General features: G+C 67.0%; 10 protein-coding genes and 2 tRNA genes. 2 read left to right on the forward strand and 10 right to left on the reverse strand.

Annotated features, from left to right (window positions below; genetic code table 11):
• Positions 1-232: 232 nt before the first annotated feature.
• From QZV84_RS02385 to serS, 9 genes are all read right to left on the reverse strand, one after another.
• Complete coding sequence (locus tag QZV84_RS02385; RefSeq protein WP_292824740.1) at positions 233-1,921, reverse strand: crosslink repair DNA glycosylase YcaQ family protein; 1,689 nt, start codon at positions 1,919-1,921, stop codon at positions 233-235.
• Between the two features lie 111 nt (positions 1,922-2,032).
• Complete coding sequence (locus QZV84_RS02390; RefSeq protein WP_292824742.1) at positions 2,033-3,082, reverse strand: hypothetical protein; 1,050 nt, start codon at positions 3,080-3,082, stop codon at positions 2,033-2,035.
• A complete protein-coding gene (locus tag QZV84_RS02395) occupies positions 3,070-3,543 on the reverse strand; it encodes an MBL fold metallo-hydrolase RNA specificity domain-containing protein (protein ID WP_292824745.1) in 474 nt (157 codons plus the stop codon). Before QZV84_RS02395 ends, QZV84_RS02390 begins: the two co-directional genes overlap by 13 nt.
• Before the next feature lie 1,064 nt (positions 3,544-4,607).
• A tRNA-Ser gene (locus QZV84_RS02400) sits at positions 4,608-4,699 on the reverse strand.
• 74 nt (positions 4,700-4,773) lie between these two features.
• Positions 4,774-6,066 (reverse strand): LCP family protein, encoded by a 1,293-nt coding sequence (locus tag QZV84_RS02405; protein WP_292824748.1) that lies wholly within the window; start codon positions 6,064-6,066, stop codon positions 4,774-4,776.
• Between the two features lie 6 nt (positions 6,067-6,072).
• Positions 6,073-7,344 carry an LCP family protein gene (locus QZV84_RS02410; protein WP_292824751.1) on the reverse strand — a complete coding sequence of 424 codons (1,272 nt, stop codon included), beginning with the start codon at positions 7,342-7,344 and terminating at the stop codon, positions 6,073-6,075.
• 57 nt (positions 7,345-7,401) lie between these two features.
• A tRNA-Ser gene (locus tag QZV84_RS02415) sits at positions 7,402-7,486 on the reverse strand.
• A 158-nt stretch (positions 7,487-7,644) separates the two neighbouring features.
• Positions 7,645-8,502: an HAD family hydrolase gene (locus tag QZV84_RS02420; RefSeq protein ID WP_292824854.1), complete on the reverse strand. Its 858-nt coding sequence runs from the start codon at positions 8,500-8,502 to the stop codon at positions 7,645-7,647.
• 47 nt (positions 8,503-8,549) lie between these two features.
• A complete protein-coding gene (gene serS / locus QZV84_RS02425) occupies positions 8,550-9,878 on the reverse strand; it encodes a serine--tRNA ligase (RefSeq protein ID WP_292824753.1) in 1,329 nt (442 codons plus the stop codon).
• A 98-nt stretch (positions 9,879-9,976) separates the two neighbouring features.
• Between serS and QZV84_RS02430 the strand changes: the two genes are divergently transcribed.
• Positions 9,977-10,975 carry a diacylglycerol kinase family protein gene (locus QZV84_RS02430; RefSeq protein WP_292824756.1) on the forward strand — a complete coding sequence of 333 codons (999 nt, stop codon included), beginning with the start codon at positions 9,977-9,979 and terminating at the stop codon, positions 10,973-10,975.
• Between the two features lie 7 nt (positions 10,976-10,982).
• Here QZV84_RS02430 and QZV84_RS02435 read toward each other — a convergent pair whose 3' ends face one another.
• The gene (locus QZV84_RS02435) at positions 10,983-12,233 is read right to left on the reverse strand and encodes a serine hydrolase domain-containing protein (RefSeq protein ID WP_292824759.1); all 1,251 of its coding nucleotides are present in this window, start codon (positions 12,231-12,233) and stop codon (positions 10,983-10,985) included.
• A 163-nt stretch (positions 12,234-12,396) separates the two neighbouring features.
• Between QZV84_RS02435 and QZV84_RS02440 the strand changes: the two genes are divergently transcribed.
• Entirely contained in the window at positions 12,397-13,812 is a 1,416-nt protein-coding gene (locus QZV84_RS02440; RefSeq protein ID WP_292824763.1) for a deoxyribodipyrimidine photo-lyase, read from the forward strand.
• The last annotated feature ends 21 nt before the right edge of the window (positions 13,813-13,833 follow it).

Below are 13,833 nucleotides of genomic sequence, written 5' to 3' on the forward strand. Positions count from 1 at the left end.
GACAAATACCTCTTGACCTGGGCTTCTTCAAGCGGAGACGGAGGGATTTGAACCCCGACTCTGGGGTTGTGTCCAGGTACGCTCGGGCACGTTCGCGTTGCTCTGACGTGGTTCGCGGTCATTTTCGATGGCGTTCAGAGATGCTCGAAGCTGTTGAGTTGTTCGCAAATCTTTCGCACGTCGCTTCTCGCCGAAGCGGGGACGGGCCTTCGCTCGCACCATGCATCGGAGTTCACCCGCGGGCGTCCGGCAATACGTATCGGGCACCGCGGCGGTCCCCAAGCATCTCAAGGAGGCCTCGATCGCGCATTCTACGCAGCAGCACCTTTGCCGCGTCCGATGAGATCGCACATAGTTCCGCGGCGTCGCGACGTGTGATCGCACCATGCGAATTCACGTATGTGAGCACCATCTGCTCCTGCTGCACCTCATCGAATGAGCGCACGCGCACGTACCCCGAGGGTGTTGACAGAGCACGGTATGAGGCGGCGGTCAGCGTGTACCGGCGCCCGCGACCGTTGCCACGCATTTCAACAACACCGCCCTCGACGAGACGAGTGAGCGTGTTCCGCGTGGAGATCTCGCTTGCCTGAGTGATGCGGGACAGCTCGCCGACGGTGAGTCGCGGGTCATCCAGTAGCGCATGCACGATCTGCAGCTCGTCCAGCGAGAATGGTCGCCCGCCACGTTCGTCGTGCTCAACCACGAACTTCACGACAGCGAGGTCGGCTTCCCCCGTCGGCAACGACACGACCACCTGAGTTGCATCAGTCCGCGAGAAGTCCGGTGTCGTACGGCCGCTTCGCAATGTCCACTCAAAGACACGATTGATGCCGCGCCCCGTTCGTTCCACTAGGCCAGCCCGGAAGAACGCCTCCGAAAGGATCCGACTGCGCGGACGTGACGTCGTGAGGAAGTTGTCGAGGGTGACGCCGCGGGGGAAGCCACCAGGGTTCGAGATCGTGAGTTCACCATCGCTCAGCCTCACCGCAATCGGACCGAGCATTGTGTAGTCCCGATGCACGAGAGCGTTTGCGATCAACTCACGGGCAGCGACCGGCGGAATCCGCGGAACTGCGACTCGCGTCAGACCGATATCGATCTCTTCCTCGTCGTTGTACCGCTGGAGCTGCGCGAACAGGTCCTCTGCCGCCTTTAGCAGGGGGTCGTGCGCAAAGACGTTCTGCCTGATCGACGTGCCCTCGATGACCTGGAACGCGGTCTCGTGCGTCGGGATGTATTGACGGATCGCTTCCGGGCGGCCGAAGAGCAAGAGCGCCCCCCGGCGTACCACCGGCGAGTCCTCGCGGCCGTCCAGCACACCTAGTGCACGACCAATCTCGAAATCACTGAGCGTCGTGAGCACACTGGCGTCTCCTGAACTCACTCCCACCATTCGACGCAGGCGGTCGAACTCAAGGGGATCGAGATCGCTAAGCGTGGCCCGGGGCTCCGCGATTGCTGCGTAGTCGATCTCCCCGCGCTCGATGCGGTCGGCGAGCATCTCGTGCGAGAGAAATGGCATGCATTCGGGCCTCCCATCCGCGCGCAGGCCTCGCCGGACGTAAAGCCCTCTCGACGTTCCCGTGACGGTGGCAGCATGCGGAACAGAGATGGCGATGACCGAGACACCGCCGACCTCGACCAGATCCACGGCGGTCACTACTGGAGGAACAGTCTTGTTCGAGATCACAGCTTGGAGGCGGAACGGGTCAGTGGAATCACCGTGTCGGGGGCGCGCGCCGGTGATTGCGCCGTCGTCCTCGATCCCGAGCAGTAATGTCCCGCCGTCGCCATTCGCCAGGCACGCGACGGCCTCTGCGAGCTTGTCATCGCTGAATTGTTCTCGGCGGTCGGACTTGAACTCAACAGTCAGCGACTCGCCGGTGGCAGCGATAGCAAGGACCTCGTTTGGATTCACAACCAAACTATCCCATATTATTTGGGAGTATTACGAATGACTCCTGATCGAATCCAAAGACACCAATCCAATGACCAAAGCGCAGCAGCCGACTGTCCGCGCGAGTCCATGTCATCGCTCATTGCAGATTCCCTTCTCGTTGTCGGATCTCGCCGAGGCGCGCTCCGCGCTCTGCTCTGCGATCATACGAGCCCAGTACCCGGTGTTGGCGACGGGCGTCTTGTCGTCGTGGACATCGGTCACGAGCTCAGGCGCGAAGAGTCGGAGGAATTCGTCCGCGTTATCGAGGATGACGCCCGTGCTCGGGTGGTGCGCGAGGAATGCGCGGCAGGTGCTCGTGCCATCGTCGGCAAGGGAGAACTCGCGCAGCCGGTAGCTGTCCCCTTGCCGGTTGAAGTGCAGCAGCGTGTCGGGAGCGATCTGCGGGCAGGAGATGAGCCACGTTTCAAAGCCATGCCGATCGCGGCGATTTGAGCGCGTCCTGATTGTGGTCTTCGTCGCGGGCGGCCACACTGGCGCGTCGGGACCGTGCAGGTCCCATCCGGTCAGCCCTTCCGCGAATGTCGCGTGGAGGCGTGCGTCGAGGTCGTCGCCGAGCGTCAGCCTGGTGGTGAAGAGGAGCGCGGGGTTGAGGACGCAGATGGCGAAATCAATGTCGTGGGTCGCGATGCCGCCATGCTCGAGTAAGAGCGACCACGCGTCGCGGATATGCAGGGCGAGGGTTGCCAGTGTCCGTGGTGTGGCCTTCTCGAGGGTGTGGAACCAAAGCCCAGCGACGCCTTCGCGGGTCAACTTCTCAAGGTCCTTGCGGAACACCTCCACGGGCGGGGTCCCCGCCTTGAACTCCACATTGAGAATGCGGTCCCCGTTGCGCCGGCTGCCGTGCACCGTGAGGTCGGCGCGCGCGCTCAACGCGTACGTGCCACTCTGCTGGTACGTTTCCGCCGTCGGTGTCTCTACCGAGTAATACGAGCCCGCCTGCTCGAGCAGCACGCACATGAGCACACGCGCTTCCTGCTCGCTCACGCGGCGGATCCCAGCCCGAGTGTCCGCGAAGATCAACTTCGGTGCCGTCGGTTCATCGCTGTAGGCGAGCCACAGCCGTTCGGCGAGCGGGACGCAAAGGTCACCGATGACATCCAGTGTGGTCACACCGTCCACCAGGCACCGTCGCCTTCCAATACCGTCCGCACGCCGAACGTCGATTCGTACATCGTAGGAGCCTCCGTATGGATCGGCACCAGTCGGCTCGGGGCGATCGCGTCGACCAGAAGCTTCAGATCAGCGATTCTCGCGTGCCCGGAGGTACGGTGATGGATCAGCGGAATACCTGCTCCGCCGAGGAGGCGCCGCAGCCGTACACCACTCGGCTTGTCGAGGTACCCGTCCCACATCGACCACACAACCGCTCCTCCGCGGTGTGCTCCGCTGCGGATCAGGTGTGGGATCTCTCGCTGATATGACCCGAGCAGCATCCATCGGCCCCTCCCTGCCGCGAGGTCGTCGCCGAATACACGCCGTTCCTTGACTACCACGACTCGGTCGAACTGTTCTGCGTCCTTCACCTTCACGCGTTGGTGGAGGGGGACGAATGCCCGCATCCGCGGCCAGTCGGCATGCACGTGAGGGGATCGTCGGACGGCCGGTCGCTTCGAGCACATCCGCGGAGTACAGGTCCACCGCCACATCTCGGCCAGCGCGCAGCGCCGCCCGGTACGCGGTAACGGCCCGGTCGATGTTCTGCGGCGAGCTCAGTACGACCACCATCCCGTCCGTCTCGCGCAACGTCTCCGTAAGTGCATGTTCGACCGCGGTCTCGGAATCCACTGCAGTCTGAGCATCGTCCCCATCGATGACGGCAAGCCGCAGGGAGGTGCCTTCGATCACCAGCGCGTGAACGTCTCGCGGCGGATGGGCCAGGAGATGTTGCAGGGAGTGCTTGCGACCATGACCACGAAAGTCCCCCGTGTAGAACAGCGAGCGTCCGCCCGCCTCGATATGCAGCGAATACGCGGCGAATCCAGAGTGGTCCGTGAGGTAGGGAGTGACGGTGAACGGACCGACCCGGAAGGGCTCGCGATCGCGGTAGTGCCCTGCCTCACGGAGATCGATGCCCGACCCCCAGAAGTCAGCGGCACGCAAAATGTCTGCGGCACCGCGCCCGATCCACACCGGTATCGTCGACGGCAACGTCGGGACCAACCCCCAATGACCCTGATGCCCATGACTCACCAACACCGCCAGCGGCAAGGGGCCCGACTCCCCGATCCCGACAGCCTGCGGCAGAACCGGCTCTTCCCCCCACCAGCGGAGCGCCGGCGTCGATCAGGATCGTCGCCGCGCCGTAGGAGAGCTCCACGCAACTCCCGCCAACCTCGGTTGAACCGCGCAACACTCGTGCTCGAAGCGCCTCCCCCATGAACTGGACGCTAGGCGACGCCGCCGACACCCGTCCCCAGCCACGGGCTGAGTAGCCTGCGCATTGCACGAAGGGGCGAGGGATGGAGCCCCTCCCCCTCCGAACAAGCGCTATCCGCCAGAATCATCACCTGAACTGGGCTTTCACATGATCACGGAGGGCAGGAGACAGATATGCGCCCTCCAATTGCGAACAGAAAGTTGTTCGCAGCGTGTTCGCAAATCGGTCCATCGTAAGGAACAACATGCCCCTGATCAGGGCTTTTCATGGCGGAGACGGAGGGATTTGAACCCTCGGACCCCGTGAGGGGTCTCCACCTTAGCAGGGTGGTGCACTAGGCCGAACTATGCGACGTCTCCAGGCACCCAGCGACCGAGGCCGACGGGATGTGCCCAGCAATCATAACCGCTCGTGCTGGAGCGCAACGAACCGGCTATTGCTCCGCACGGGTGCAGGTCACCTGCGCGGCGGTGGTCCCGGTGATCTCCGGCGGCAGGTCGACGCGCGTCTCTGCGGCCACCGAGTCGGACGGTGCGGGAGTTGTGCCATCGGCATCCGGAGTCGCCGCAGGCGTCGGTTCGGCCGCCTCGCCCGTGACGTCGACGCCCGACCCCTGGCTGGCCTCCCCGGTCAGCGTGATCGGCTGGTTAGCCCGCAGCGCCGCGAACAGCTGGTCGGCGACGTCGGTCAGAGGCAGCACGCTGATGAAGTCGGACGTGTATTCGGTGGGGTACTGCACGAAGACGATGTCCTGGTACGGCACGTCCTTCGCCGCCATCGCGATCTGCACCATGCGCGTCGGGTTGGCCAGCTCCGAGCTCAGCACGAGCTGCGGCGGGTCGCTGCGAGTCAGGCCGACCGCGGTGGACGCGAGATTGAACAGCACCGGGGCGTTGGACAGCACTGCGTCGGATTTGAGCTTGCGCACCAGGGAGGACATGAACTGCTGCTGGTTCGAGATGCGACCGAGGTCGGACCCGTCGCCGATGCCGTGGCGGATGCGCAGGAACTGCAGCGCCTCGACCCCCTGCAGCGTGTGCGTGCCGGCGGTGAGACTGAGGCCGGTGTTCGGATCGCTGATGTCGCCGTCGACGCACACGTCGACGCCGCCGATTGCGTCGGACATGTCGATCACGCCGGTCCAGCGGATGGCGCCGGCGAACTGGATCTCCTCGCCGGTGAGCTGCTCGATCGTCGCCACCGTGCAGGCCAGGCCGCCGTAGCCGTATGACGCGTTGAGCGGCTGCGAGCTCATGGCCGAGTACGAGCCCCCACTGCCGTCGGGGCACGCCGGGATCGGCACCATCATGTCGCGCGGGAATGAGACGACGGTGATACGGCGCGGCTGGTCGCTGATGTGCATCAGCATGGTGACGTCATTGCGCTCACCGGGCGCGTCGTCCGGGTCGGCGCACCGCGGGAAGAGGGCGACGTCCTGTCCCTCGCACGAGTCCGAACCGACCAACAGCAGGTTGACCCCGCCCTCGATCTCTCCGATCGACGGGGGCAGCGCCTGGTCACCGGCGATCTCGACCGAGTTCTCACCGAGTGCCGACACTGTGTCCCACACCGCATATGCCGCCACCCCCGCCGCACTGACGGCCAGGACGGCCACGACGACGCCGAGGATCGAGAGAACACGCAGGAGCGGATGCCGCTCCCGCTGCACCGCATGGCGCGCCAGCGGCGCCTTCCCTCCCTCAGAGGGAGCCTTCTCAGCACTCACGAACCGTCAACCGCGCAGGTTTCCGGCCGAGCAGGTGTTCTGCGACGCATCCGTACCCGGGATCGAGTCAGGCAGTTCGATCGCGGTCTCGGTCGGAGCGTCGGTCGCGCCGGGGGTTGCGGCCGGATCGGCAGTGGCGGGGTCGGTCGGGGCGGGATCCTGGGTGATGACGCCACCACCGGCGTTCGGGTCGCTGGTCAGCACGATCGGCTGGTTCGCGGCGAGCGCCGCCCAGAGCTGGTCGGCGGCGTCGTAGTTCGGCGCGACACGGTTCGAGTCGGCCGGGTCATCGACGACCGGGTACTGCACGAACACGATCTGATCGAACGGCACGCTCTTCACGGCGAGCGCGATCTGCACGAGCGTCAGCGGATTCGTCAGGCTCTTGCTCGGGGTGGTGTTCTCGACCGCGGTGGTGGCCAGCTTGAGCAGTGTCGTGGGGTTGGTCAGCACCTCATCGCTCACGAGCTTGCGCGCCAGTCGCGACATGTACTGCTGCTGGTTGCTGATGCGGGCCAGATCGCTGCCGTTCTCGAGACCGTGGCGGGTGCGCAGGAACTGCAGCGCCTCGATGCCCTGGACGGTGCGGTTGCCCGCGGGCCAGTCGATGCCCGTGTAGAAGTCGCGGATGCCGCCGTTGCCGATGCACACTTCGACACCGCCGATCGCATCGGTGATGTTGATCACCCCGCCGAAGTTGACCTTCGCCGCGAACGGAATGTTCATGCCGCTCAACTGCGAGACGGTCTTGACGACGCAGTTGAGACCGCCGTCCATGAACACTGAGTTGATCTGCTGCTTGCTCGCGCCCCCTGTCTCGGAGCCGTCCTCCCGCGTGCACGATGGCACCGGTGCCATCAGGTCGCGCGGGAAGGAGATCACCGTCACGCGCCGCGGCGCATCGGAGATGTGCACGAGCAGGTTGACGTCGTTGAGCTCGCCCTCCGAGTCTGCGCCGGTGCAGCGATCGCCGAAATACGCGGCGAATTCGGGCAGGCATTCGTCGGTGCCGGCGACGAGCAGGTTGACGCCACCCTCAATCGCCCCGATGTCGGGCGGCACGGCTTCCTGACCCTCGAGGTCGACGGCATCCTCGGTGAAGGTCGCCGTGATGTCGTAGGCGGCATATGCCGCGACGCCGGCGCTGGAGACGAGCCCGACCGCGACGACGATGCCGAGCACCTTGAGGAGCAGCGCGAGCGGATGCGGCGACTTCAGCTCACCGTGACGCGCAATGGTGCGGCGGCCACGCTTCGCGGGCTTGGTCGACTGACTCACTCGGGTCCTCTCCGGATGCTTCGGGGTGCAGGCCTCGAGAGCACACCCACGACGAAGCGGAGGGTGTGGGATTCGAACCCACGGGACATTGCTGCCCACTGGTTTTCAAGACCAGGTCCATCGGCCGCTCGGACAACCCTCCCGACGGACGACCGCTTGTGGCGGACGTCCCTCGAACAGGCGTCGAGTCTAGCCGACAGCACTGCTGACCCATTCTTCCAGGGACGCCTGGGCAGGTCCTGTGTCTCGACCCGGTTCCTTGGTCGGCGACGCGAGAACCGCGGGGCGCGCCGGCCGGAGCTACAGCTCGCGCAGGACGGCCGCGACCCCGCCCGCCTGAACGGAGGTGGTGACCTCGCCGGCCGCATCCCGCACTTCCTGCGGACCCTGCTCCATCGCGACCGCGCGGCCGCCGTTCTCCAGCGCCCACCGGAACATGCCGAGATCGTTGCGTCCGTCACCCATGACGAGCACGTGCGCGGGATGGATGCCGAGCCACTCGCGTACGCGATCTAGTGCGGTGCCCTTGTCCACGCCCTGCGGCGCGATGTCGAGCCAGGCCGTCCAGCCGACCGCGTAGGAGACTTCGTTGAGGCCGATCCGCTCGACGAGTTCGACGAAGTCCTGCTCGGTGTCGCCGGGCGAGACCACCACGATGCGGCAGACCGGCACCGAGCTGAGGTCATCGAACGGCACCCGCGCGGCATTCGCGAGGTTCCAGTCGCCGAGGTGCTCGGTGAAGAGCCGGCGGCCGTCGGGCAGCTCGACCATGTATTTCGCATCGGGCAGGTGCTCGCGCAGAAGCGTGAGCACCTCGCTGGGGTCGAAGGTCTCGACGTGGAAGCGCTCGTAGCCGTCTTCGTGGCCCGCACGCCTGTGCAGGATCACGGCGCCGTTCGAGCATACGACGAACTCGGGAGCGAGCCCGAGCGCCTCGAGGATGGCCTGGGTCCCCTCCCAGCTGCGGCCGGTCGCCAGCATCACCTCGTGGCCGGCGCGGTGCACGTGCTCGACGGCGTCGACGACGCCGGGGCTCAGCGTCTCGTCTTCGAGGATGATGGTGCCGTCGATATCGAGCGCGATGAGCAGCCGCCCGGTGGACACGCCCGGGTCATCGACGTCGCGCGCGACCTGTTCGACGAGCTTGGCCGCATTCATCTGCTTCACGACCTTGACGCTGCCCGTCGGCGGCAGGTGGGCCTCCGTCACGCGACAGGCTCCATGATCTCGAGGCCGCCGAGGTAGGGCCGCAGCACCTCGGGAACGACGACCGAGCCGTCAGCGCGCTGGTGCGTCTCGAGCATCGCGACGATCCAGCGGGTCGTGGCGAGCGTGCCGTTGAGCGTCGCGACGTGCTGGGTCTTCGTGCCGCCTCCCCCTTGGCCGCGGGCGCCGCCTCCCCCTTGGCCGCGCGCGCCGCCGCCGACTTCGACCGGCGGGCGGTGGCGGATGTCGAGCCGGCGAGCCTGGTAGGTCGTGCAGTTCGACGTCGACGTGAGTTCGCGGTACGCGCCCTGCGTGGGGACCCAGGCCTCGACGTCGTACTTGCGGGCGGCGCTGGACCCGAGGTCGCCGGCGGCGACGTCGATCACGCGGTAGCTCAGCCCGAGGCTCTGCAGCATCCCCTCCTGCATCGCGACGAGGCGCAGGTGCTCGGCCTCGGCATCCTCCGGCGTGGTGTAGACGAACATCTCGAGCTTGTTGAACTGGTGCACGCGGATGATGCCGCGCGTGTCCTTTCCGTAGGAGCCCGCTTCGCGCCGGTAGCACGTGGACCAGCCGGCGTATCGCTTGGCGCCCTGCGACAGGTCGAGGATCTCGTCCATGTGGTAGCCGGCGAGGGGCACCTCACTCGTGCCGACCAGATAGAGGTCGTCCTCTTCGAGGTGGTACACCTCGTCGGAGTGCTGTCCGAGGAACCCGGTGCCGCGCATGACCTCGGGCCGCACCAGGGTCGGCGGGATGAGGGGAATGAACCCGGCCTGCAGCGCACGGTCGAGGGCCAGCATCATCAGCGCGAACTCCAGCCGTGCGCCGATTCCCTTGAGGAAGTAGAACCGGCTGCCCGACACCTTCGTGCCGCGCTCCATGTCGATCGCATCGAGCAGTTCACCCAGCTCGACGTGATCGCGCGGCTCGAAGTCGAACGTCGGGATCTTGCCGTGCGTGCGCAGGGTGATGAAGTTGTCCTCGCCGCCGGCGGGCACACCCTCGATCACGATGTTCTCGATCTTCGCGAGCGCGGCGTCCGCAGCCTCTTCGGCGGCGGTCACGCTGTGCTGTGCGGACTTGACCTGCTCGCTCAGCGCTTTCGCCTCGGCCACGAGAGCCGCCTTCTCTGCTTTCGGCGCCTGCGCGACGCGCTTGCCGTGCACGTTCTGCGCGGCCCGCAGCTCTTCGAACGCGGTGATCGCGGCACGGCGCTCGCGGTCGGCCGCGAGCGCATCGTCGACCGTGCTCGCCGACTCTCCGCGCGCCTCCTGCGAGCGCTTGACAAGCTCGGGATTCTCGCGCAGGAAAGTCAGATCGATCACCCCGCAAGTCTAGTCAGCGGCATCCGCCCCGATCCGTGACCTCGGGTACCCCGCATTCCGCGCTCATCCCGCCCGGCATCCACGGCTATCGTGTCACCATGACCGAGCCTGCCGTCGCCTCCCGCCGGGCCGCGCTCGTCTACAACCCCATCAAGGTGAATGCCGCGATCCTGCGTGCCACAGTCGAACGGCTCTCCGCCGCAGCAGGCTGGGCGAAGCCGCTGTTCTTCGAGACCACGATCGAAGATCTCGGCTCGGGCGTTGCCCGTCAGGCTCTCGAGGCGAGGGTTGATGCGCTGCTCGTCGCCGGGGGCGACGGCACCGTGCGCGCCGTCTCGGAAGCGATGAGCGGCACCGGCGTGCCGGTCACGATCATCCCGAGCGGCACGGGCAACCTGCTCGCGCGCAACCTGCTGCTGCCGCTGACCGACCCGACGGCGATGGTGCAGGCGACCTTCGACGGCGACCGGCAACCGGTGGATGTGGGCTTCGCGGCGATCCGGCGTGCCGACGGGTCGAGCGAAGAGCGCGCGTTCGTCGTCATGGGCGGCATGGGCCTGGACGCCGCGATGATCGCGAACACCAGCGGCGACCTCAAGAAGCGCGTGGGCTGGATCGCCTACGTCGATGGAGCCGCGCGCTCCCTCGCGAACGCCAAGCCGTTCCGCATCGCCTACCAGGTGGCCGGGCGACGCCTGCACTCCGCGAAGGTGCAGAGCATCCTGGTCGCCAACTGCGGGTCGCTGCCGGCGGGGCTGGAGCTCATCCCGCAGGCGTCGGTGACCGACGGTGAGCTCGACATCGTGATCTTCCAGCCCAAGAACACCTTCGGGTGGATCCTGGTATGGCGCCGGCTCGCGTGGGACAACAGCATCCTGCGCCGCTTCCGTGCCGGGCGCCAGGTGCTCGCGCTGCGCACCGAGGACAACGCGGTGCTGTACGCCCGCGGCAGGGGTCTCGATGTCGCGAGCGAGGCCCCGCAGCCGGTGCAGCTCGACGGCGATGAGTTCGGCGAGGCGGTCCGCCTGCGCTGCCGCGTCGTCGAAGGCGGCATGATCGCGATGGTGCCCAAGGGTCACGACACCTCGAAGATCTGAGCTCGGCTCAGGTGCCGGGCGTCGACGCGTCCGGCGCGACGGCGGTCGCAACAGCGGTGAAGAGCGGATTCGCGATGTTCGCGGAATTCGGGGCCCCGGTCGAGGGGTCGAATGCCTCGTCGGCGTAGGTGGCGGCGATCGCGACGGTGATGTCCTCCGAGGGCAGGTACGCAGTGACCCCCGCGAAGCCGTGGAACTGCGGATTCTGCAGCAGCCAGTCTCCGGACAGGACGATGCCCAGGCCATATGTGTAGAACTCGTTCTGCACGAAGCACGTGTTCGGGCAGGCATCGAGTTTGGTCGTCTTGCCGCGCAGTGTCGGCGCGATCATCTTCTCGAACGACTCGGCGCTGACCATATCGCCACGTCCGATCGCCTGGATGACCGTCGCCATGTCGGTGATGTCGGTGTTCTGGATCGAGCCCGGCCCGAGCGACCACGACGGGTTCCAGTACGTCGAGTCCTCGATGTACGGCAGACCCTCGGCGACCTGCAGGTACTCGCGACGCTCGCTGTCGAAAGCGTGCAGCACCGGCTGCAGGATCTCGGGCGTGCCCGGGTCGGCGGTCTGCTCCATGCCCAGGGGATCGAAGATGCGCTCCTGGATCAGGTCGATCATCGACTGCCCGGTGATCTTCTCGAGCGCGAGGGCGAGCAGCACGTAGTTCGTGTGCGCGTAACCCCAGTTGGTTCCGGGCTCGAACAGGAGCGGCTGGCTGGTGCCGAAGGTGTAGAGCTCCTCCGGGGTCCACTGCCGGAACGGGTTCCGGTTGAAGTCGTCGAGGAACGTCGGGTCCTGGACGTAGTCGGCATAGCCCGAGGTCATCTGCGACAGCTGTCCGAGCGTGACCTTGTCGGCGTTCGGAACATCGGGCATCCAGGTCGCGAGCGGGTCGTCCATCGTGACGGTTCCCTCGTCGACGAGCTGCAGGAGCACCGTCGAGACCATGGGGATCGAGACCGCCCCGCTGCGGAAGTGCATGTCCGTCGTGGCCGGGACCTCGGCCATCGACTCACCCCATGCCTGCATCAGCACGACCTCGTCGCCGCGCAGGACCCGTACGATCGCCGCGCGCACGTGATTCTGCTCCATGGTGCTCTCGACGGCGGCCTGGATCGCGGCGACCTCGGCCGGGTCGGCCGTCGAGCCCCCGGCATCCGGGCTCGCCGTCGTGGTCGGGGTCGCATCGGGTGCGGGCGCGGTGCAGCCGGCAAGCAGCAGCGCAACCGCCATCATGGCCACGCCGCCGATCGCCATCGCCCGAATCCGTCGCGAATCGCCCACGAACACCTCCCTGCCCCGCTGCCGATCGCATGAACGCGCCCACACTACCGTCGCGAGGCACTCGTGCGCGGGGTCGGCCCGACGCATGTCGACCCCGACGGGATCGTAACCGCGTCGGCGCGGTTACGATCCGAGGGTGAGCCAGCCCTCGGTCGTATGGTTCCGCGACGACCTCCGGCTCGCGGACAACCCCGCCCTGAGAGTCGCGATCGACCGGGGCGAGCCGATCATCGCGCTGTACGTGCTCGACGAGGATTCGGTCGGCATCCGTCCGCTCGGCCGCGCGGCGAAGTGGTGGCTGCACGGCTCGCTGACCTCCCTCGGCGAGCGATTGGCTGAGCGTGGCGGCCGCCTCGTGCTGCGTCGCGGCCCCGCCGGCCGGGTCGTGCGAGAGGTCGTGACGGAGACCGGCGCCGGAGCGGTCTTCTGGAACCGGCGTTACGGCGGAGCCGAGCGGGCGGTGGATGCCGACCTCAAGGACGGGCTGCGCGGCGACGGCCGGACCGTCGAGTCGTTCGCGGCATCCGTCCTGTTCGAGCCGTGGACCGTGCGCACGGTCGGCGGCACACCGTATTCGGTGTTCACGCCCTTCTGGCGCGCATGTCAGTCCATGCCCGCGCCGCGGGCGCCGATGCCGGAGCCGCGCACGGTTCCGGCGCCGGACCGGTCGCCGGCGAGCGACGCGCTCGACGAGTGGATGCTGCTGCCCACCGCTCCGGATTGGGCGGGAGGTCTGCGCGAGACGTGGGAGCCCGGCGAGCCGGCCGCCCGCGCCCGGCTGCGGGACTTCCTGGCCGAGGACCTCGGCTCGTACGACCGCTCGCGCGACGAGCCGGCGACCGGGTCGACCTCGCGGCTGTCGCCGCATCTGCGCTGGGGAGAGATCAGCCCGTACACGGTGTGGAACGAGACCGCCGATGCCCGCGGCGCGGGCGCCCATGCCGCCTCGGCCGGGAGGTTCCTCTCCGAGATCGGGTGGCGCGAGTTCGCGACGCACACGCTGTTCCACTTCCCCGACCTCGCGACGCAGAATCTGCGGCCCGAGTTCGATGCGTTCCCATGGCCGCCGCTCCAGCCCACCCAGCTCGAAGCGTGGCAGCACGGCCGCACCGGGGTGCCGCTCGTGGATGCCGGAATGCGCGAGCTCTGGCACACGGGGATCATGCACAACCGGGTGCGCATGGTTGCGGCATCCTTTCTCGTCAAGAATCTGCTGATCGACTGGCGGCACGGTGAGCAGTGGTTCTGGGACACCCTGGTCGACGCCGACGGCGCCTCGAATCCGTTCAACTGGCAGTGGATCGCCGGGTCTGGGGCCGATGCCGCGCCCTACTTCCGGGTGTTCAACCCCGAGCTGCAGGCCGCGAAGTTCGACCCCCGCTCGGAGTACATCCGCGACTGGGTGCCGGAGCACTCCGGCGGCGAGGCGACCGATGCGATCGTCGACCTGGGCGAGACCCGCAAACGCGCGCTGGCCGCGTACGCGCAGATGCGGAGCACGTCGGCCCGAGCGGATCCGTCCCGGTCTGTTGACAGCAGCGGTGGGGAATAGACCCGACGGCCAGCGCGGTTG

It is taken from the genome of Microbacterium sp., from assembly GCF_011620715.1.
In the GTDB taxonomy this organism is placed as follows: domain Bacteria; phylum Actinomycetota; class Actinomycetes; order Actinomycetales; family Microbacteriaceae; genus Microbacterium.